Raw genomic sequence first — 21,014 nt, forward strand, 5'->3', positions numbered from 1 at the left:
GCAAGGGGAACCAGAGAGATGCAAACCTATACACCACCCCTGCGCGACATGAAGTTCGTGCTGACCGAACTGCATGATTTTTCGCGGCTGACCACGCTCGATGCGTTTTCCGAAGTCGATGCCGACCTGGCGGAGACGGTGCTGGAGGAGGGGGGGAAATTCACCTCCGAGGTGCTGTTGCCGCTGAACGGGTCGGGCGACCGGGAGGGCTGCCGGCTGGAAAACGGTGTCGTCACGACGCCCAAAGGGTTTCGTGACGCCTACCGGCAGTTCTGCGAGGGCGGCTGGTCGGCCTTGTCGGCACCGCCGGAATTCGGCGGACAGGGCCTGCCCGAGACCATCGGCATGATGCTCTCCGAGATGATCTGCGCGACCAACCTGTCTTTCGGGCTGTATCCGGGCCTGACGGGCGGTGCGATGGTGGCGCTGCGCAAATATGGGTCGGAAGAGCTGAAGGCGCTGTATCTGCCGAAGATGATCAGCGGCGAATGGTCGGGCAGCATGTGCCTGACCGAGGCGCATTGCGGCACCGACCTGGGCCTGCTGCGCACCAAGGCGGTACCGCAGCAGGACGGGACGTACCGTATCAGCGGAGCGAAGATCTTCATCTCGGCCGGGGAACATGACCTGTCGGAGAATATCATCCATCTGGTGCTGGCGCGGTTGTCGGACGCGCCTGCCGGGATCAAGGGGATCAGCCTGTTCCTGGTGCCGAAATTCCTGCCCCGCGAGGACGGGACGCCGGGCGAGCGCAATGGCGTGCTCTGCACCGGTATCGAGCACAAGATGGGCATCAAGGCTTCGGCCACCTGTCAACTGGCCTTCGACGATGCGAAGGGCTGGCTGGTCGGCGCCCCGCACAAGGGGATGCAGGCGATGTTCGCGATGATGAATGCCGAGCGCCTGGGCGTTGGCATTCAGGGGTTGGGGATCGCCGAGGTTTCGTACCAGAGCGCCGTGGCCTACGCGAAGGAGCGCCTACAGGGGCGGTCGCTGGCGGGGACCAAGTATCCGGCGTTGCCGGCCGACCCGATCGTGGTGCATCCCGATGTGCGGCGGATGCTGATGACCATGCGCGTCAATGCCGAGGGCTGTCGGGCGCTGGGTGCGTGGGTGGCGATGACCCTGGACGTGGCCGAGCATGCCACGGACGAGCGCCAGCGTCGCGATGCCGAGGATTTCGTGGCGCTGATGACACCGGTGGTGAAGGCGATGTTCACGGACCTGGGTTTTGAATCGGCCAATCTGGCGGTCCAGACCTATGGCGGGCATGGTTATATCGCCGATCATGGTGTCGAGCAGTTCGTGCGGGATTCGCGGATTGCGATGATCTACGAGGGCACGAACGGCATTCAGGCGCTCGATCTGGTGGGGCGCAAGCTGCCGCCGCATATGGGGCGCAATCTGCGGGGGCTGTTTCATCCCATCGCGGCCTTCATCGCGGAGAACAAGGAGAATCCGCTGCTGGGCGAGATGGTCACCGGGCTGGAACGCGCGTTCGGCGCGCTGCAACTCGCGACCGGGCAGATCGCCGAGCGCGGGATGAGGGACCCCGAAGAAGCCGGGGCTGCCGCGACGGATTATCTGCGCCTGATCGGGCTGGTCTCGCTGGCTTATCTCTGGGCGCGGACGGTGGCTGTGGCGGTGCCGAAATCCTTCGCCGCCGGGCCGGACCAGGCGTTCTATGGCGCGAAGATCGCATCCGCCCGCTTCTTCTACGACCGTGTTCTTCCGGAATCGGCGTCGCTCTATCTGAAGATCAAGGCGGGAAAAGCGTCGATGATGGCCTTGGCCGACGACGCGTTCTGATGCGATTGTCGCCCCGCTCCGGCATCCGGCCAGGGAGCGGGGCGGCAGTTCGTGCCGGAGCGGTCCGCATTCTGGAGAACTTTCTCTATGGTTCATCTGTCTGACATTCCACCGGCTGGGGCGCGGCCCGCCGGCTTTCGTCCTCTGCCCCTGCTCAACGACAGCGGCTTCGACGCGGTCATCGGCGGGTTTGACGTGGCCGAGGCGGATGGACGATTGCTGGCCGGCTTCGTCGTGCAGCCCCGTCACTGCAATCACGCAGGGGTCTGCCATGGCGGCATGATCGCCACCGTTTTCGACGGGTATCTGGCCATGGCGGCGATGTTCGAGCACGATCTTCAGGTTCCGATCCTGCCTACCATATCGCTGGTCGTCGATTTCCTGGCACCTGGCAAGCCTGAGGACTGGATCGCGTTCAGCGCCGATGTGCTGCGTGTCACGCGCGGCACCGTCTTCGTCCAGGGGCTTGCGCGGGTGAAGGGCATGCCGATCGCGCGGGCGAGTGGTGTCTATAAACGGTCGGCGCCCGACCCGGAGTCGGGCCCGGATACCGGAAAGCTGCTGCGCGCGTTCATGCGAAGCTGATGCGGTCGCGGGTGGCGTTTCGCCCGCGTTTTCATGTTTCACAATCATTTCCCATTCTTGTCGGGCCGGGACCGCGCAGAGCGTGTGTCCGTATCGGGATGACGGCGATGGGAGGCGGGATGCCGCGTGAAGCGGTGCCCGATATTTTCTGGAGGGTTGATCCATGCCTGGATTGCGCTGGTTGTCGTTCCGTATCCCCCTGGCCCTGGCGGCCGGGCTGGTGGTCGCATCGTCCGCCGGTCACGCGGACACCAGAATCGGCGGTGCCGTCTTTCCCGACGACCTGAAGATCGGCAATACGTCCCTGAAGCTGAATGGCGTGGGCGTGCGCGTCTTCTATCATCTGGTGGACGGGTATGCGACCGGTCTTTACGTCGTCTCACCGGGGCATGACGGGACGGCCATTGCCGATGGCCCCAATCCGAAGGTCATCTATACCGAGTTCCTTCGCGACGCGTCCCTGGAGCGGGTCAAGGACGAGTATGATTCGATCCATGCCCGTTACTGCAAGATTTATGGGTGCAGTGAAAAGAACGAGGCATCCTATGCCGCTTTCACCGGACATCTGGCCGCCGCCAGGAAAGGCGAGGCCCAGCTTGTCCTCGTTACGGACCAGGGGGTCAGCATGCAGCGGAACGGTGTCGTGGTGGCGTCGATCGACGATCCGGCGTTCGGCAAGGGAATGGTCCAGTCGCTGCTGAGCGCGGCGGCGCCGACCAAGGGTTTTCGTGACGGTCTGCTTGGGATTGCGAATTGAGGAAAGCCCGTCATTCGTCAGGGGGCGTGCTGCGGCCGCCCCCCGCGCCGGGCGACCTTTGAGCGGCCCGGCGCGGTGGCGGCGCGGCTGCCGGCCCTGGTCGATGTGCGCGCGTCCGTATCGGACAGGTCCTGGTGCTTGAAAATTGTGAAGATCTGCTCGGCAATCTGGTCGTGGGACATGCGGCCGCTGCGGTACCAGTCGCTTGCGGTATTGAGGACGCGTAGCAGCAGGATCCGGTAGATGTCGCGATCGATCGTGGGGGGAAGCGGCAGATCGTCGATGATGTTGCGAAAGATCGCCTCGAATTCGTCCCGCTTCTTGATCAGGGCGCTGCGGACGTCCGGCGGTGCCGAGATGATGCTGTTCATCAGCGGCAGAGTGATCGATGTCAGGCTGAGCTGGATATCGAGCAATTCGACGCATGCTGCCTGCAACCGGGCCCAGGGCGAGGGGTGGGGGGCGATCGCCGAGAAGATCCTGCTGGCCGCCGCGTCGAGCGCGCGGTTATGGATTTCGACGAACAGGGATTCCTTCGACTGGATATGGTAGTAGAGCGATCCGGCCATCATGCCGGCCGCGTCCGCGATCTGACGGATCGAGGTGGCCTTGTAGCCGCGTTCGGCGAAAAGCTGTGCCGCGACTTCGAGGATTTCCTGCCGGCGTTCGGCTTGTGCCGCGGTTTCGTCGCTGTTGGGGACCGCGGATGCCGCATGCATGGTGGAGAGAACGGTGCGTTCGACGGCTGCCCGGGCTTTTCTTCCTGGCGATTTGCGGGAGGACGTCATTCTCGGTCGGTTCCAGAATCTGGTGATTTCAACTCTGCCGGTCCGGCATCGGGAAGCTTACGGCATTTTCCCGGATAATTGTTGATGTCCCCTGCCTTTATAAGGTTTTGTGTTCTCAACCATCCGTGATGCCCTGCATTTGCGTCTCGACGGACTAACGATCGTTAGAATAAAAGAAGGAAATTGCCGGAGCAAGCGTTTCGTGACCGGCGGGAGGGGTGTATGTCCAGGCCGATATCGTTTCAGGACCGGCTGGCATTGCCGGCTATCGCGGCGCCCATGTTTCTGGTCTCGACGGTCGAACTTGTCCTGGCGTGTTGTCGCGCCGGGGTCGTGGGATCGATTCCCTCGCTCAATGCGCGGCCGGCGTCGGTTCTGGAGGCGTGGCTGCAACGGCTGACCGGGTCGCTGACCATCGCGGATGCGCCGTTTGCGGTCAACCTGATCGTCCATCGCAGCAATGCCAGGTTGGAGGAGGATCTGGCGCTGGTGGTCAAATACGAGGTGCCCATCGTCATTACGTCGCTGGGCGCGCGGCCCGAGGTCAATGACGCGGTGCATGCTTATGGCGGCATCGTCCTGCATGACGTGACCACCAATGTGTTTGCCCGCAAGGCGGTGGCGCGCGGGGCGGACGGGCTGATCGCGGTCGCGGCCGGAGCGGGCGGGCATGCGGGTACGCAATCGCCTTTCGCGCTGGTGCAGGAGATCCGGTCATGGTTCGATGGGATGCTGGTCCTTTCCGGTGCCATTGCGAATGGGCGCTCGATCGCCGCGGCGCGGGCGCTGGGCGCGGATCTGGCCTATATCGGCTCGGCATTCGTCGCGACGGAGGAGGCGGCGGCGGATCCGCGCTACAAGCAGATGATCGTGGACTCCTCCGCCGAGGATATCGTCTATTCCAATCTGTTCACCGGTGTGCATGGCAATTATCTGGCGCCCAGCGTGCGCGCGGCCGGGCTCGATCCCCAGGATCTGGCGCTATCCGATCCGTCGCGGATGGACGTGACGGCGTTCGCCGGCGGCGGGACGAAGGCGTGGCGGGATATCTGGGGAGCGGGCCAGGGGATCGGCGCCGTTGATGCGGTGGTGCCTGCCGCGACATTGATCGCGCGGTTGCGGCGGGAGTATCGGGACGCGCTGTCGCGTCTGGCGGAAGAGAGCCGTCTGGTGAACCAGGACGGTGCATGATGATGTTTTCCGCGCTATCGTAGCATGGGCGCATCCAAGGTTTTTCGCCTTCTTCTTATAAAAATAAAAACGGGCATAATTATTTCTGAAAGGGAGTTGACATGTCGTTTTCCATCAATTCGACCGTTCGTGAAATCCTGGCTGACGACCGGGCGAAGGCGGTTGTCGAGACGGTTCTGCCCGGGTTCTCCAAACATCCGCAACTGGGGATGGCGAAGGGGCTGTCACTGAAGACGCTGGCGAAATTCTCGGGTGGGGTGATGACGGACGAGGTTCTGGAAAAGATCGATACAGGACTGAAAGCCTTGTAGGACAGGTATCCGGCCGGCGGTGAATGCGGCCCGAAGGGACAGGTCCGGTCTGACGTCTCCGGTGATCGTGTGGTTTCGCCGTGACTTGCGGCTGGCGGACAATGCTGCGTTGGTCGCGGCGGTGAAAACCGGCGCGCCGATCTTGTGCGTTTATATCCTCGACGACGCGTGTGAGCCGGTCGCCGCGCGCTGGTGGATGGGCCGGGCGCTGGATCTGTTCGATGCCGCCCTGCGGTCGCTTGGCGGAGCGCTACATGTCTTCCGGGGGGCGGCGATCGAGATCCTGCCGGCGGTCGTGGCCGCGACCGGGGCGCGGGCGGTGTACTGGAACCGGCGGTACGATCCCGAAGGCCGGGAGACGGATACGCGGTTGAAGGCAATGCTGACGGGAGCGGGAACGCCGGCCCATAGTTTTGCCGGCGCCCTGTTGCATGAGCCATGGGAGATCCGGACGCAAGCAGGGCAGCCCTATCACGTCTTCGGTGCCTATTGGCGGGCGGCCTGCCGGGCAGGGCTTGAGCGGGTGCCCGTGCCGACGCCGGTGGCGATAAAGTTCGCCGCGCCAGCGCCGGCGGGCCTCCCGTCCATGATCGATGTCGGCGCTGTCGGACGGGAGATGCGGGCGGCCGGCTGGACTGGCGGGTTGGAGGCGGCCTGGCAGCCGGACGAGGCATCGGCGCACGCTGCGCTGGAACGGTTCGTGGACGGCCCGCTGGCGAATTACGCGCGGGATCGGGATGAGCCGGCGCGGTCGGCGACCTCCTGCCTGTCGCCCTTCCTGTGTTGGGGGCATATCACGCCGGCGCAGATCCGCGACGCGGTGGGAGCCCGGCCGCAGGCGAGCGATTGGGCGAAATTCATGGCGGAACTGGGGTGGCGGGAGTTCGCGTGGTCGGTGTTGTTTGCCCGCCCCGATCTGCTGTCGCGCAATCTGCGCCCGGAATTTGACGGCATGGCGTGGCGTCGCGATGCCGAGGGGCTGCGTGCGTGGCAGCGCGGGCAAACCGGCTATCCGCTGGTCGATGCGGGCATGCGCCAGCTATGGCGGACAGGCTGGATGCATAACCGCGTGCGCATGGTGGTGGCGTCGTTCCTGGTGAAGCACCTGCTGATCGATTGGCGGGAAGGCGAGCGCTGGTTCGCGCGCACGCTGGTCGATTACGACCCGGCCTGCAACGGGGTGAACTGGCAATGGGTCGCGGGCACCGGTATCGAGGCCGCGCCATTCTTTCGGATGATGAATCCGTTGATCCAGTCGCGTCGATTCGATCCGTCCGGGGCCTATATCCGCGCCTGGGTGCCGGAACTGGCTGGCTTGCCGGACGCGCGGATTCATACGCCGTGGCTGAGTGGCGGCGCCGTGGGCTATCCGGCGCCGTTTATCCCGCACGAGGCGGCGCGGGAGCGGGCCCTGTCCGCCTGGCGGGCGTTGCGCGCCCGGACGGAAGGGTAGGGCCTGGACCGTTATTCCGTGCTTTCTGTCAGGCGGCGGCGGGCGAGGCGGCAGGCGGCGAGATCCCACGCCGCGCAGCCGACCGATTTGAACAGGATCGGCCGGTCGGGGGACGGGGGCGTGTCGATTGCCGTGGCCAGCGGGCGGACGCTTCGCCAGTCCACGCCGGCCTGGATCAGGTCGCCGGCTTCGCATGGCGCGCCGATCGGATCGTCGACGAAGATCTGGCTGTTCAGGACCAGGTTCGGGCCGATTTCGATCATTTCTGGCCGGTAGGCGCCGACGCCGATGACCAGGCGGCCGGTGCGTGGGGGCGCATCATAGACGATTTCGTGGCTGCTGGTGGTGGTGATGACGATGTCGGCGGCCTCGGCATCGCCCGGGGTTTCGGGGCGGATATGCTGGCCTGTCGGGTCGAGGGTCGCGCACAAGGCGGCGACCGCCGGCGACTTGCGGCCGCGAACGCGGATGGCGGCCTCCGGGTACAGGGTGCGCAGGGCGTCGATATGGCCCCGGGCCTGGGTGCCGGTGCCGACGATCAGCACATGGCGCGGCGGGGCGCGGTGCAGCAGGCGGATGGCCAGCATCGACATCGCGGCGGTGCGGCGCCCTGTGGTCTCGGGCCCGTCGAGCGTGAACAGGAACGCGCCGTCGCGCGCATCGCAGCATGTCACCTGCCCCTGGATCACGGGCAGTGCCTGGTTGCCGTGGAAGATCGTGATCAGCTTGGTGGCCATGATGTCGCCGGCAATCGATGGCATGCAGAGCAGATGGCCGCCGGCATCCGCCGTGTCGATCACCATCCGTTCGGGTGACAGGATGCCGCCGGCGGCATAGTCCTGCACGACCTCCCGCAGGGTATCGACGAGTTCAGGGATGGGAAGAAGGTGGGCGGTCTGCCCGGCCGTGAAGATCTGCATCGGGGCCTCTGAGCGGCGTAGGACGGGCAAGGACGAGTCCTTTCAGGCTTCGCCGGACTGCATTGCCGCGAAACGATCCAGCCTGTCGAGATAGCGGCGACGCTCGGCGTCGGAAATCCAGGCGGAGACGAAGGCGTTGCGGCTGATGGCCAGAAGTTCCGCGCGCGTCAGGTCCGCCGTTTGCTGCGCGCTGCGCAGGCACTCGGTCATATAGGCGCTGTTCATGTATCCCGGGTCGTCGGAATTGATGGTGATCCGCAGCCCGGCATCCAGCATGGCGCGCAGATCGCGTCGGCCGCATCCGGGCCGTATGACGTCGTTGGGGGACGGGCAGATGGTGAAGACGATGTCGCGTTCGCGGGCGCGGGCGATCAGTTCGGGGCGGTCCAGCACGTTCAGCCCATGGTCGATCCGCTCGCTGGCCAGATCGTCGAGCGCCTGGCGGATATGCTCGTGCGTGTTCTCCTGGTCCAGGTCGCAATGCATGGTCAGATGCAGCCCGGCCGCGCGGGCGCGGGCGAAGACATGCGCGAACTTGGCCGGCGGGTTGCCGGTCTCGTAGGAATCGAGCCCGACGCCGATGATGTCGTCGAGATAGGGCAGCGCCTGGGTGAAGGTCTCGTCCGCCGACTCCGCGCTCATTTCGCGCACGAAGCACATGATCAGTTGCGAGCGGATGCCGAAATCGCGCTCGGCGTCCTTGCGGGCGCGGGTGATGCCGGTGATGACGGTTGCGAACGGGATGCCGCGCCGCGTGTGCAATTGGGGGTCGAAGAACATCTCGGTATAGAGCACGTTCTGCGAAGCGACCTTTTGCAGGTACTGGTAGCACAGATCGTAGAAATCCTGCTCCGTTTGCAGCAGTTCGACGCCCTCGTAATACAGGTCGAGAAATGACAGCAGGTCGTGATAGACGTAGCCGGCGCGGATGGCGTCCGCGCTGCTGCCCTTCAGCGGATGATCGTTGCGCCGCGCCAGTTCCATCTTCAGCGACGCTTCCAGCGTGCCTTCCAGATGCACATGCAGTTCCGCCTTGGGCAGGGCGTCGATAAAGGCGGCGATCGAGCCGGTCATTGCGTCTCACTCCATCGGGACAGGGCTATCATTGCCGATGATGCCCTGTCTTGCGTGCCGGGGCACGTTTTTCCTTGGGAAGACGGAACGAGGAAATGTCTTCAGTTCTTTTTTGGAGATGGCCGGCGCCGTTCGATCGGCGAGTTCTTAGACGGAAACGGTTGTCGGGCGGGAGAAGATTGCGGCGCCGCGTAGGGGATCATGGGTTGCCGGGTTTATCCGGGCGCAGTTTCTCGCCTTCGGTCATTCCCAAGCGGCCGCGACGGCGGCCCGCTCAGTGGCAGCCGCCGCCATCGCCGCATTTGGTGCAGGCGCCGCAGCCGCTGGGAAGCTTGTCCGCTCGCTGCGCGCGTTGCGTGGCCCGCTCGCGCAACGCGCGCGGAGCGTGGACCGCGCGCAGCATGTCCGCGCTGCCGCGCCAGAAGATTCCCTGGCTGGCGGGCACCAGCCGGCGCACCCAGTAGAGGGCGGAGGCCGTGATGATGGTGACGATTACAATGGTTTCGATCATGGGTTGCTCCCCCATCCGAGAAGAAGCGCCGCGCGCCAGACGATGAAGGCGGCGCCGTAGGCCATGGCGAACAGATAGCCGGCCGTTATTCCTACCATACGCCAGGACCCGGTTTCACGCCGGATCACCGCGAGCGTCGAAAAACATTGTGGCGCGAAGATGTACCAGGCCAGCAGCGACAGCGCGGTGCCCAGGCTCCAATGCGCCGACAGCAGCGGCAGGAGCTGGTTGGCGGCGTCGCCATCGGTGGCGCCCAGGGAATAGACGGTGGCCAGGGCGCTGACCGCGACCTCGCGCGCCGCCAGGCCGGGGATCAGGCTGACGCAGATCTGCCAGTTGAAGCCGATCGGCGCCATGACATGGAGCATCCAGTGGCCGATGCGGCCGGCCAGGCTCCATTCGATCGCCGGGCCCGCCGCGCCGGCCGGTGCGGCCGGGAAGCTGGCGAGCGCCCAGAGCAGCACGCTGACGGTGACGATGATGGTGCCGACGCGAGACAGGAAGATCACCGCCCGCTGCTTCAGGCCGAGAGCGAGGTCGCGCGGGTTGGGCAGGCGGTAGGCCGGCAGTTCCAGCAGCAGGGGATGTTCTTCCTGCCGGTCGCGGTTCTTCAGCACCCGTGCCACCACCAGCGCGCTGAGGATGCCGGCCATGTAGAGCGTGAACAGCACCAGCCCGTGCAGGTTGAACAGGCCGGCGATCCGTCGCTCGGGTACGAAGGCCGCGATCAGCAGCGTATAGACCGGCAGGCGGGCCGAGCACGTCATCAGCGGGGCGATCAGGATCGTGATCATCCGGTCGCGGGGGTTCTGGATCGTGCGCGTGGCCATGATCCCGGGCACCGCGCAGGCGAAGCTGGACAGCAGAGGAATGAACGAGCGGCCGCTCAGTCCCGCCGTGGCCATGACCCGGTCCAGCAGGAAGGCGGCGCGAGGCAGGTAGCCCGATTCCTCCAGCGCCAGGATCCACAGGAACAGGATCAGGATTTGCGGCAGGAACACCACCACGCTGCCCGCGCCGGCGATGACGCCGTCGACGATCAGGCTGCGCAACGGACCGTCGGGCAGGATTGTGCCGACCGCCTGGCCCAATGCCGCCGTGCCGGCATCCAGCAGGTCCATCACCGGCTGGGCCCAGGAGAACACCGCCTGGAACATGACGAACATCAGGGCGAACAGGATCACCACGCCCCAGACCGGGTGCAGGAACCAGCGATCCAGCCGTTCTTCCAGCGCCATGCCCAGCCGCGACGGGCGCGTCACGCAGTCGGCCAGGATCCGGCGGGCCTCGGCATGGAAATCGCTGCCTGACGGCATGGCGGGCGGCGGGGGCGGGGGCGGAAGGTCGAGCGCGCGCAGGAGGTCCCGGCCCCCGTCGCGGCGGATGCCGACGGCGGTGACCACGGGGGCGCCGAATTCGGCCGCCAGGCGCGGCATATCGATCGCGATGCCTTGCCGCTTCGCCGCGTCGATCATGTTCAGTACGAGGATCATCGGCCGGCCCATCTGTCGGACTTCGAGCGCGAAGCGCAGATGCAGGCGTAAATTGGTGGCGTCCACCACGCAGACCAGCAGTTCCGGCGCGGGTTCGCCGCGATAGGTGCCGGCGCATACATCGCGCGTCACCGCCTCGTCGGGGCTGGTGGCGACCAAGCTGTAGGCGCCCGGCAGATCGAGCAGGCGCACCGACAGGCCGCCCGGAGTCGTCAGTCGCCCGACCTTGCGCTCGACCGTGACGCCGGCATAGTTCGCCACCTTCTGCCGGCTGCCGGTCAGGAGGTTGAACAGCGCCGTCTTGCCGCAATTGGGATTGCCGACCAGGGCGGCGTTGAGGACGCTCATGCCACGGGTCCGAGGGTCAGGCCGCGTCGCGCAGCAGCACGCGCGCCGCTTCGGCACGGCGGAGGGCGAAGCGGGTAAAGCCGATGCCGACCGCGATCGGGTCCGCGCCGATCGGCCCCACGGCCACGATCCGGATCGGCTCGCCCGGCACGAAACCCAGCGCGCGCAGTCGCTCGGCCACCGGGTCGCCGGCCGCATGGTCTTCCACATGGTCGATGACGGCGCTGCGCCCCAGCTTCAGTTCGTTCAGTCGCATCCCGGATCCGTTCGGCACTGGAGGTTCAGTTGAGAATAATACTTAATATTTAATCGCGCCGATGTCCATTGTGCCGGGCGCATTCCACCCGGTCCGTCCCCGGAGGGGCGGTGACCGTGCAATCAGGATCCGATATGGTCGGGGGACACTGCCCCGGGGAGGGGGCTTTCAGCTCGCGGGGAGCAGGTGCAGCGTGATGCGCATCGCTTCCGCCGACAGGCGGGCGCCGCCGGCGGCGGTGGCCGTCAGGTCGATATCCACCTGGCGGTTGTTTTCCATCAGCTTGCCGCCCACGCCGCGGCCCACGGTCGCCTCGGCCTGCACCGCCCAATAGGTGCCGTCGAAATCCTGCAGGCGGGTGAGGTTACGTACCGTGCCGTGTCCCGCGATATGCGAATAGCCGATGCTGCCCAGTCCGCCGCCGGAAATCGTGAACGCGTAGGAGCGGCCGGCATAGACCAGATGTCCCTTGCCCCAGGTGTAGCCGGCACCGACTCCGACTTCCTTCATGACGAAGGTGATCTGGCCGGTCGTCAGGGCCGCCGGATCGGACGCCGCGCGGACGGGCATCGGCAGGCCCATGGCGTAGAGCGTCAGTCCGGCGGACAGGATTTTCTTCACGCTACGTCCTCCTCGACAGGATGCGTGCCGGTCGGCGGCATCCCACTCAAGACCGATATGACGAATTTTACAATGTGCCTCATGGTCGAGGTGCCTGATGTCCGGGTGGATTCGCGCGCCATGGGCGGTCTGGAGGACGGGCGCGTTTTTCTTGACAGGCCGGGTGCTGCTTCTATGAAGGGCGCGATGGTTCCTCTCTCCGAGGATTAAAAGGGAACGCAGTGCGGGTCGCGAGACCCAAGCCTGTGGCTGTCCCCGCAACTGTAAGCGGCATGTCCACGCATCGCCGGGCGTCATGGCCCGGGGCCACTGGGGTTTCGTTCCTCCGGGAAGGCCATGCTGGATGCGAACCGCGAGCCAGGAGACCTGCCGTCAGCACTGGTTGCGACCGGGAACCGTTGGGCGGGGCCATCCGACGGGCGGAGCAGGATCGTCATCGCGGCATCGGTGGCGGATCGTGATTCGTGGTCTCGCGGCAGCCGCGCCTGGTCACGAGAACGCTCCCGATGCATGATTTTCGCTCGCTTCTTTTCATCTCCACGCTGTTCACCGCCGTCGGGTTGTCCGTGGCGGCGGCGCAGGAGATGCGCCCCGTGACCGTGTCGGCGAAAGCCCCCGTCCGCCCGGCGACCGCGACGATGCGGCCGGTCGCATCGGCCGGCAACCATGTCGCGCTGAAGCGGCAGGAGGGGGGAGAAACCATTACCGTCAGCGCCGCCCGTCGCCCGGTCAGCGTGGATGACATCGGTTCCAGCGTGACGATCGTGACCGAAGGGCAAATCCAGACCCAGCAGCGCCGGGGCCTGGCGGATATCCTGACGCGGCAGCCGGGACTGAATGTCGTGCAGACAGGAGGGCCCGGCGGCGCGACCTCGATTTTCATGCGCGGGAACAATGCGAACGAGGTCAAGGTCCGGCTGGACGGCATGGACATCAATGACGGCAGTTCGCCCAGCGGGGCGTTCGATGCCGGCCAGTTCGTGACGGATGGCATGGGGAGGATCGAGATCCTGCGCGGGCCGCAGAGCGGCCTGTACGGTGCCGATGCCATGGCGGGCGTCATCGACATCACGACCGCGCAGGGGCAGGGGCGTCTTACGCCGTTCGTCCGGCTTGAAGGTGGGGCGTATGGAACGTTCAACCAGGTGTTGGGTGCGCGGGGCAGCACAAGGCGGTTTCATTATAATATCGAATTGTCCCATTACCGTATGGATGGATTCAACAATATCCCGCCTTATATCGAGCGGGCGTATCAGGCCGACCGCCGGCAGCGGAACGAGGGGAATCGCAACGACAACCGGAGCGCCAATATCCGGTTGGGATATGACGTGACCCGGACGTTCGATCTTGGCCTGACGGCGCGCCTGATCCAGTCGAATTACCATTCCTATTCGGTCTATGACCTACAGAGCGAGAATCTGTATGGGGATTCCGGTGTGCGCGAGCAGAACAACAAGAACGAGGCGATCGTGCGGGGCACCGCGCATCTCGTGTCGTTCGGCGGGCTGTTCGACCAGGTGATCGGGCTGGGATACATGACCAACCGCAATCGCTGGACGGAAACCGGCACCAGCTATGGCAGCCCGATCAATCCGGACCCCAGTTACTATCGGTCGGATCGGTTGAAGATCGACTGGCACGGGACCTTCGACCTGAAGCAGTACGGCCAGTTTCTGGTCGGTGCCGAACATTTCCATGACACGTTCAACACCAGCCATACCGCCGCCAGCATCTGGGACAGCGGATACGACAATTCGGCCGGCATGGATACGACGGCGGGATATGGGCAGTATCAGGGAAACTGGAACCGGATTCTCTATGGTGCGGCCAATATCCGCTATGATGCGAATTCGCGCTACGGCAACCATGTGACCTGGCGGGTGGCGCCCGCCATCCATGTGCCGGGGACGGGGACCATCATCAAGGCCAGCGCCGGCTCGGGATTCCACGGGCCTTCGCTGTATCAGCTCTTCGCCAACCAGGTTGGCGCGGGATATTCCGAAAAGGGCAATCCGAACCTGCGGGCCGAGCGGTTGATCGGCTATGATGCCGGCGTGGAGCAGAAGCTGCTGCATGATCGCCTGACATTCGGCGCCACCTGGTATGACAACCGGGTGAGGAACCTGATCCAGTCGGCGCTGTCGATCGATTCTTCGTATAACTACAATTATTCATATGAGAATGTGGCGAAGGCGCGCCTGTACGGCGTGGAGGCCTTTCTGGACTGGAAGGCGCGCAGCGATCTGGAGTTCAACCTGAGCTACACCTGGACCCACGCGCGCAACGAGACGCTGGACACGGAATTGCAGCAGCGTCCGCAGCATAAATTCAATTTCAATACGCTATGGACGCCGATCCGCGACCTGACCTTCTCGGGCAACATTCTCTATGTGAGCGGCTGGCGCGACCTGCCAGTGATCGGCAGCGAGACATGCAGCGTCTGCGCCAAGGGACATGGGTATGTCACGATCGATATCGCGGCCAATTACAAGATCAACCGGTTCATTTCGGTCCATGCCCGCGCGGATAATCTGCTGAACCGGCAATATGAGGAGCCGATCGGCTATTTGCAGCCGGGGCGTGGCGGGTATGGCGGCGTCACGCTGTCTTACTGACGCGATGCCGGTCCGGGGACGCGGCCTGGCGGTCATGCTGCTGGTGGTGATGCTGGCGGGTGGGGCCCGGGCCGAGCCCCGGCATCGGATCGTTTCGCTGAACCTGTGTACGGACCAGTTGCTGCTGCAACTGGTGCCGGCCCCCGATATTGCGGGTCTGTCGCCACTGGCGCGGGATTGCGCCTATTCCGTGATGTGTCGCGAGGCGCGATCGGTTCCCGTCATTCGCGCCACGGCCGAGGCCGTGGTGGCGGCGCAGCCCGATCTTGTGGTTGGCGGGCGTTATACGCGGGTCATCGCCTTGCAGGCGGTGCGTCAGGCGGGCGTGCCGGTCGCACTGTTCGACCCCGTCGAGCGGCTGGCGGATGTCGCGGACCAGATCATGGCCGTGGCGAAGGCGGCGGGCGTGCCGGCTCGGGGGCGGGCACTGGCCGATGCGTTCATGTTTCGTCTGGCGGCCTATCCTGTTTCCGCGGATAGCGGGGCTGTCCCCTCGGCGGTGATCTATGCCGCCAATGGCTTCGTGACCCGTGAGGGATCGCTGGCCGACGACATGTTGAAACGGGCCGGGTTTCGCAATGCGGCGAACGAACCGGAGAGGGGGCATGCGCTCGCCTTGCCGCTGGAGAATCTGCTGGCCCGGCCGCCCGACCTGCTGATCGTCGCGCGCTCCGATGTCGGCACGTCGATGGCGCAGGCGGTGCTGGACCATCCGGCGTTGCGCGACGCGTTTCCGCCGCCGCACCGTCTGACGCTGCCCGACCGGATGTGGCTGTGTGGCCTGCCGCAGACGCTCGATACGCTGGATCGGCTGATCGCGGCCCGCAAGCTGCTGGAGGATTCCCGATGATCGACCGCCGCGACTATCCGCTGATCGCCGCCCTGGCGGCGGGTGTGCTGGCGATGCTGGTCCTGTCGCTGGTGTGGGGGGACAGCCCCGTTTCGCTGCCTGCGGCGCTGCGCGATCTGCTGGCGGGACGGCATAGCGTGGGGGCGATCATCGTCGGGCAGTTGCGGCTGCCTCGGGCGATCCTCGGGATTGCGATCGGAGCGGCGCTGGGGCTGAGCGGGGCGGTGATGCAGGGTTATCTGCGTAATCCGCTGGCCGATCCCGGTCTGCTGGGCGTGTCCGGCGGCGCGGCGCTGGGGGCAGTGCTGGTCTTCTATACCGGGTTGGCCGGCGTGTCCGCGCTGTTGCTGCCGGCGGGGGGGCTGGCGGGGGCGCTGCTGGCGGTGCTGCTGCTGCTGGGGCTGGTCGGGCAGGGCGGGACGCTGGTGCTGCTGCTGGCGGGGGCCGCGCTGAGCAGTTTCGCCGCCGCGCTGACGGCCATGGCGATGAACCTGATGCCGAGCCCTTATGCGGCCTACGAGGTCATGCGGTGGGTCATGGGGTCGCTGACCGACCGGACCATGACCGATGTGTGGATCAGCCTGCCGGGCACCATCGCGGGCTGCCTGTTGATGCTGACGACGGCGCGGGCGCTGGATGCGCTGGCGTTGGGGGACGAGGTGGCGGAAAGCATGGGGTTTCGCCTGCGCGGCCTGCGGGGCGTCCAGACCCGGGTGGTCATGGGCACCGCCGTCGCCGTCGGGTCCTGCGTCGCGGTCAGCGGCGCGATCGGCTTCGTGGGGCTGGTGGTGCCGCATTTGCTGCGGCCGCTGACAGGGTATCAGCCCGCGCGCCTGCTGCTGCCTTCCGCGCTGGGGGGCGCGCTGCTGCTGCTGCTGGCCGATGCGGCCGTGCGGCTTCTGTCCGGTGCCACCGAGATCCAGATCGGTGTGTTGACGGCACTGATCGGGGCGCCGGTCTTCTTCCACCGGGTGATCGCCATGCGGCGGAGCCAGGCATGACTGGCCTCGTTGCGCGTGGGGTAACGCTGGTGCTGGGCGGGCGGACGGTCCTGCATGAGGCGGGGGTCGCGGTGGCCCCCGGGGAAGTCGTCGGTGTGATCGGTCCCAATGGCGCGGGCAAGAGCACGCTGCTGCGTGCGTTGGCCGGCATCCAGCGCCCTGATAAGGGCGAGGTGATGCTGGAAGGCCGCGAACTGGCGGGGATGACGCCGGGCGACCGGGCCCGGCGCCTGTCTTTTCTGCCGCAGGAGGGGGAGCCGACGCCGCCGATGCGGGTGGAGGACCTGGTGGCTCTTGGGCGTCTGCCGCATCGCGCGGCGCGGGACGGGGCGCGCGATCGCGCGGCGGTCGACCGTGCGCTGGCCGAAACCGGACTGCTGGATCTGCGCGACCGGCCGGCCAGCCAGTTGTCGGGCGGTGAGCGTGCCCGCCTGCGGCTGGCGCGGGCCCTGGCGGTCGAAGCGTCCTTTCTGCTTGCCGATGAGCCGGTGGCGGCGCTGGACCCCGCGCATGCGCTTGCGGTGATGGCATCGTTCGACCGGCTGGGGCGGGCAGGGGTGGGAGTGGCGGTGGTGTTGCACGACCTGACGCTGGCCGGGCGGTTCTGTCACCGGCTGGTGCTGATGCGGGACGGGCGGGTCGTGGCGCAGGGGACGGCGGCGGAGATTTTGACCGATGCGACCATGCGGGCGGTTTATGGCGTGACCGTGCGGCGGGTGGGCGACGCGATCGTGCCCTGGAGCCTGACCGGTGGCTGCCAGGCGGATGAGCAGCGGGTTTCGTGAAAAATACGCGAAAAATATAGCTGTGTTCGATCGATTGCCGCAGGTCACCGCGACGTGATGGGATCGTTTGTCGTTCCGGAGGCGTTCGTGGGGGGAACGATGCCCGGGGCGGATCGGTCCGCCCCGGCCTGCAAGGTGGAAAATGGCCCATGGCGGCTATATTCAGTCCACGGGCCAACGTCATCGCCGCGGTGGCGATGCTGGGGGCCATGGGCGCCGTCGCGGGGCTGTGTCTGTGGTGGTTTGCGTGGCCGCGATCGGATTACGCCCGGCATGTCGGGTGGGTGATCCAGCAGCCGGTTCCTTTCAGTCACCAGCATCATGTTGCGGGATTGGGGATCGATTGCCGCTTCTGCCACAGCAGCGTGGAGCGCAGCGCGCAGGCCAGCCTGCCGCCGACCTACACCTGCATGACGTGTCATTCGCAGATCTGGACCAATGCCGCCGTGCTGGCGCCGGTACGCGACAGTCTGATGGCAAACAGACCGATCGTCTGGGTGAGGGTGACGGACATACCGGATTACGTTTACTTCAACCATAGCATCCATGTTTCGAAAGGCGTGGGGTGCGCGAGTTGCCACGGGGACGTGGCGCGCATGCCGCTGACCTTCAAGGCGAAGACGCTGACGATGCAGTTCTGTCTGGACTGCCATCGCAATCCGGGGCCGAACCTGCGCCCGCTCGCGCATGTCTATGACACGGACTGGCGTCCCGACCATGCGACGCCGTCTCCGGCGGAATTGATGCGTGCCTATCATATCGGCGGGCGAAACCTGACGGAGTGCTCGATATGCCATCGCTGAAGGGGATTCCGGGCGACGAACGGGACTGGATCAGGCGCTTCCCGCACCTGGAACAGGCGTTGGCGCATCCGCTGGATCGGCGGCGGACGCTGAAACTGCTGGCGCTTGCCTTGGCCGGCGGCGGACTGGCGGGATGCGATCCCGGGACGCCGGATCGCGGGTTTGTCTCGGCGGTGCGGGCGGCGCCGGGGGTGGTTCCCGGGAGAGCCAATATTTATGCCAGTGCCCATGTCCGTGATGGGTATGCCAACGGCATTCTCGTCACGCACCAGATGGGGCGACCGATCAAGGTGGAAGGCAATCCCGGACATCCGTCCAGCCTCGGGGCGACCGACCTGTTCGCGCAGGCCGAGATTCAGGATTTCTATGATCCCGACCGGGCCAGCGGGCCGCTGCATGACGGCATGCCCGCCGCGTGGCAGGAGGTGACGACGGCCCTCCAGGCTCTGCGCGCGGTGCCGGGTGGCGCGGGGGCAGGTCTGCGCGTCCTGACCGGAACGGTCACCTCGCCCACGCTGGGAGCGGCGGTCGAGGCGCTGCTGGCGGCGCATCCCGGTGCCGTCTGGCATCGATGGGACGCCATCGGGCGCGATGCGGTGCGGGAGGGCGCGGCCGCGGCCTATGGGCGGCCGGCGATGGTGATACCGGATCTGCGGCAGGTTGATGTCGCGCTGGCCGTGGACAGCGACCTGTTGGACAGCGCGCCTGGGCATCTGCGCCATGCCAGGGCCTTTGCCGGGCGGCGTAATCCGGTGCGGGGGCCGATGAGCCGCCTGTATGCCTTGGAGCCGACGCCGGGCCTGACGGGGGTGGCGGCCGACCATCGCTTTATCGCGACGCCCGCCGGATGCGAGGAGGTTATCGGACGGCTGGCGGCTTCGCTGCTGCACAACGAGGAGCCGTCCGGCGGCCCGGACTGGCTGAGGGCCGTGGTGGACGATCTGCGCGCGCATCGTGGGCGGGCGCTGATCCATCTCGGTCCCGATTACGGGGCGCGGACCCATGAAGCGGTCCATGCGATGAACGAGGCGCTGGGTGGCCGGGGCGGCGTGTTCGATGTCTTCGAGCCGGCCGAGTATCGCCCGGCGCAACCGCTTTCCGGCTTGCCCGACCTGATGGACGATATGGAACAGGGTCGCGTCCGCGCGCTGCTGATGCTGGACGTCAATCCGGTCTATCAGGTGCCGCGTTTTGCGGAGGCACTGCCGCGCGTGGCCCTGAGCGTTGCATTGGCCGACCGGCCGCATGAGACGGCACGGGCGGCGCGGTGGCATGTTCCGCTGGTGCATGGGTTCGAGGCATGGGGGGATGCGCGCGCCGACGATGGTACGGCGACGATCCTACAGCCGCAGGCGATGCCGCTTTATGGCGGAGCCACCGCCGCGGCCCTCCTGCGGTTCTGCGCCGGCGACGTCGTACGCCCGGCACGGGAACTGGTGCTGCAGGTGTGGCGGGACCGTCTGGCGTCGGAGCGCGACTGGCGCGCGGCGCTGGCCGCCGGGGTTGTTCCGGGCACCGCCAGCGCGCGGCTCGACGCGGCGATCGCGCCCGCCATGCCGCGCGTCCTGCCCGGCGCGGGGCCTGCGGACCTGACGCTGCTGCTCCGGCCCGACCCGCATCTGTGGGATGGGCGCGAGGCGAATAATCCATGGTTGCAGGAATTGCCCCGGCCGCTCAGCAAGACGGTATGGGGCAATCCGCTGCTGGTTCCGCCGGATCTGGCGCGATCAATGGGGCTGCGCAACGGGGATGAAGTGGCACTCTTCGTGGGCGCGCGCCGTGCCGTGCTGCCGGTCTGGGTGCAGCCGGGGCAGGCAGCGGGCTGCGTGGTCGGGCTGCTGGGGTCGGGGCGGTGGCATGCGGGAGAAACGGGAGATGGGGTCGGCGCCGATCTTTATCCATTGCGCGATGGTGTGGGGGCGGTGCGGATTGTCGCTACCGGCCGCAGCGTGGATGTGGCCTGCACCGAACATCATGCCACCCTGGTTGCCGACAGGCCTTCCGACATCGTGCGACACGGTACGCTGGCGCGGTTTCGGCAGGAACCCGGATTTCTCGGTGTCGCGCGGAATGATGCGGCATCGATCGCTTCGCTTTATCGGCGGGACCCGGGTGCGCCGGTGGCGTGGGGGATGAGCATCGATCTCAATGCCTGCATCGGCTGCAATGCCTGCATGACCGCGTGCCAGGCGGAGAACAACGTGCCGGTGGTGGGGCGCGACGAGGTGCTGCGCCAGCGTGAGATGCATTGGCTGCGGATCGATCGTGCCTATGAAGGAACGGAGGAGGCTCCGGATACGTTCTTCCAGCCGATGCTCTGCATGCATTGCGAACAGGCGCCGTGCGAAACGGTCTGCCCCGTGGGCGCCACGATGCATGATTCGGAGGGCCTGAATCTGATGGTCTACAATCGATGCGTCGGCACGAAATTCTGTTCCAATAATTGTCCTTACAAGGTCAGGCGTTTCAACTACTTCGCCTTTGCCGAGCAGGAGCGCCGGCCACCGGTCAGCCGCAATCCGGACGTTTCGGTGCGCGGGCGCGGGGTGATGGAAAAATGCACTTTCTGCGTACAGCGGATCGCGCAGGCACGGATTGCGGCGGACCGGGACGGCGTGGCCGAACAGGTGGCGACGGCCTGCCAGGCGGCCTGTCCGACGCAGGCCATCACCTTCGGTGACATCAACGATCCAGACGCTGCCGTCAGGCATCGCAAGGCCAGTCCGCTGACCTATGCCGTGCTGTCCGAGCAGGGTACGCGTCCGCGCGTGACGTATGAGGCGCGCATCCGTAACCCGAACCCGGCGCTCGAAACATGAGCGCCCCGGCTGTCATCGTCCCCG

Annotated in this window: 19 protein-coding genes and 1 riboswitch; of the genes, 12 read left to right on the top strand and 7 right to left on the bottom strand. The window is 66.2% G+C overall.

The genetic code is table 11. The features are described from left to right. The first annotated feature begins 18 nt into the window (after positions 1–18). From HLH48_RS12520 to HLH48_RS12530, 3 genes are all read left to right on the top strand, one after another. Complete coding sequence (locus HLH48_RS12520) at positions 19–1,809, top strand: acyl-CoA dehydrogenase C-terminal domain-containing protein (protein ID WP_182997850.1); 1,791 nt, start codon at positions 19–21, stop codon at positions 1,807–1,809. Between the two features lie 87 nt (positions 1,810–1,896). Further along, entirely contained in the window at positions 1,897–2,394 is a 498-nt protein-coding gene (locus tag HLH48_RS12525) for a PaaI family thioesterase (RefSeq protein ID WP_182997851.1), read from the top strand. Positions 2,395–2,557: 163 nt separating this feature from the next. Further along, on the top strand, positions 2,558–3,151 hold the full coding sequence (locus HLH48_RS12530) for a chalcone isomerase family protein (RefSeq protein WP_182997852.1): 594 nt from the start codon (positions 2,558–2,560) through the stop codon (positions 3,149–3,151). 17 nt (positions 3,152–3,168) lie between these two features. On the opposite strand, the gene HLH48_RS12535 is transcribed toward HLH48_RS12530, so the two are convergent. Continuing rightward, entirely contained in the window at positions 3,169–3,939 is a 771-nt protein-coding gene (locus HLH48_RS12535) for a TetR/AcrR family transcriptional regulator (RefSeq protein ID WP_246387288.1), read from the bottom strand. A 222-nt stretch (positions 3,940–4,161) separates the two neighbouring features. Here HLH48_RS12535 and HLH48_RS12540 point away from each other — a divergent pair, with 222 nt between their 5' ends. From HLH48_RS12540 to HLH48_RS12550, 3 genes are all read left to right on the top strand, one after another. Continuing rightward, positions 4,162–5,130 carry an NAD(P)H-dependent flavin oxidoreductase gene (locus HLH48_RS12540; protein ID WP_182997853.1) on the top strand — a complete coding sequence of 323 codons (969 nt, stop codon included), beginning with the start codon at positions 4,162–4,164 and terminating at the stop codon, positions 5,128–5,130. A gap of 101 nt (positions 5,131–5,231) precedes the next feature. Next, entirely contained in the window at positions 5,232–5,441 is a 210-nt protein-coding gene (locus HLH48_RS12545; protein WP_182997854.1) for a hypothetical protein, read from the top strand. Positions 5,442–5,502: 61 nt separating this feature from the next. Continuing rightward, positions 5,503–6,894 carry a cryptochrome/photolyase family protein gene (locus HLH48_RS12550; protein WP_264812510.1) on the top strand — a complete coding sequence of 464 codons (1,392 nt, stop codon included), beginning with the start codon at positions 5,503–5,505 and terminating at the stop codon, positions 6,892–6,894. Positions 6,895–6,905: 11 nt separating this feature from the next. Here HLH48_RS12550 and HLH48_RS12555 read toward each other — a convergent pair whose 3' ends face one another. From HLH48_RS12555 to HLH48_RS12580, 6 genes are all read right to left on the bottom strand, one after another. Beyond that, entirely contained in the window at positions 6,906–7,814 is a 909-nt protein-coding gene (locus HLH48_RS12555; protein ID WP_182997855.1) for a delta(1)-pyrroline-2-carboxylate reductase family protein, read from the bottom strand. Positions 7,815–7,856: 42 nt separating this feature from the next. Further along, complete coding sequence (add, locus tag HLH48_RS12560; RefSeq protein ID WP_182997856.1) at positions 7,857–8,888, bottom strand: adenosine deaminase; 1,032 nt, start codon at positions 8,886–8,888, stop codon at positions 7,857–7,859. A 274-nt stretch (positions 8,889–9,162) separates the two neighbouring features. After that, on the bottom strand, positions 9,163–9,399 hold the full coding sequence (locus HLH48_RS12565; protein WP_182997857.1) for a DUF6587 family protein: 237 nt from the start codon (positions 9,397–9,399) through the stop codon (positions 9,163–9,165). Next, a complete protein-coding gene (feoB, locus tag HLH48_RS12570) occupies positions 9,396–11,240 on the bottom strand; it encodes a ferrous iron transport protein B (RefSeq protein ID WP_182997858.1) in 1,845 nt (614 codons plus the stop codon). Before feoB ends, HLH48_RS12565 begins: the two co-directional genes overlap by 4 nt. 16 nt (positions 11,241–11,256) lie before the next feature. Then, the gene (locus HLH48_RS12575; protein WP_182997859.1) at positions 11,257–11,496 is read right to left on the bottom strand and encodes a FeoA family protein; all 240 of its coding nucleotides are present in this window, start codon (positions 11,494–11,496) and stop codon (positions 11,257–11,259) included. A 168-nt stretch (positions 11,497–11,664) separates the two neighbouring features. After that, complete coding sequence (locus tag HLH48_RS12580; protein ID WP_182997860.1) at positions 11,665–12,117, bottom strand: hypothetical protein; 453 nt, start codon at positions 12,115–12,117, stop codon at positions 11,665–11,667. A gap of 170 nt (positions 12,118–12,287) precedes the next feature. Continuing rightward, a riboswitch (cobalamin riboswitch) is annotated at positions 12,288–12,505 on the top strand. 118 nt (positions 12,506–12,623) lie between these two features. On the opposite strand from HLH48_RS12580, the gene HLH48_RS12585 reads away from it, so the two are divergent. The 6 genes from HLH48_RS12585 (at position 12,624) to HLH48_RS12610 (ending at position 20,990) form a co-directional block, all read left to right on the top strand. Beyond that, positions 12,624–14,732, top strand: a complete 2,109-nt coding sequence (locus tag HLH48_RS12585; RefSeq protein ID WP_182997861.1) for a TonB-dependent receptor plug domain-containing protein — start codon at positions 12,624–12,626, stop codon at positions 14,730–14,732. Positions 14,733–14,736: 4 nt separating this feature from the next. Then, positions 14,737–15,582: an ABC transporter substrate-binding protein gene (locus HLH48_RS12590; RefSeq protein WP_246387289.1), complete on the top strand. Its 846-nt coding sequence runs from the start codon at positions 14,737–14,739 to the stop codon at positions 15,580–15,582. Continuing rightward, positions 15,579–16,583 (top strand): FecCD family ABC transporter permease, encoded by a 1,005-nt coding sequence (locus HLH48_RS12595; protein ID WP_182997862.1) that lies wholly within the window; start codon positions 15,579–15,581, stop codon positions 16,581–16,583. The genes HLH48_RS12590 and HLH48_RS12595 overlap by 4 nt, the downstream gene beginning before the upstream one ends. Next, the gene (locus tag HLH48_RS12600) at positions 16,580–17,368 is read left to right on the top strand and encodes an ABC transporter ATP-binding protein (RefSeq protein WP_182997863.1); all 789 of its coding nucleotides are present in this window, start codon (positions 16,580–16,582) and stop codon (positions 17,366–17,368) included. Before HLH48_RS12595 ends, HLH48_RS12600 begins: the two co-directional genes overlap by 4 nt. A 149-nt stretch (positions 17,369–17,517) precedes the next feature. Further along, positions 17,518–18,171: a cytochrome c3 family protein gene (locus HLH48_RS12605; protein WP_182997864.1), complete on the top strand. Its 654-nt coding sequence runs from the start codon at positions 17,518–17,520 to the stop codon at positions 18,169–18,171. After that, positions 18,159–20,990: a 4Fe-4S dicluster domain-containing protein gene (locus tag HLH48_RS12610; RefSeq protein ID WP_182997865.1), complete on the top strand. Its 2,832-nt coding sequence runs from the start codon at positions 18,159–18,161 to the stop codon at positions 20,988–20,990. The genes HLH48_RS12605 and HLH48_RS12610 overlap by 13 nt, the downstream gene beginning before the upstream one ends. Positions 20,991–21,014: the final 24 nt, after the last annotated feature.

The sequence above is a fragment of the Gluconacetobacter sacchari genome (genome assembly GCF_014174255.1).
GTDB lineage: Bacteria > Pseudomonadota > Alphaproteobacteria > Acetobacterales > Acetobacteraceae > Gluconacetobacter > Gluconacetobacter sacchari.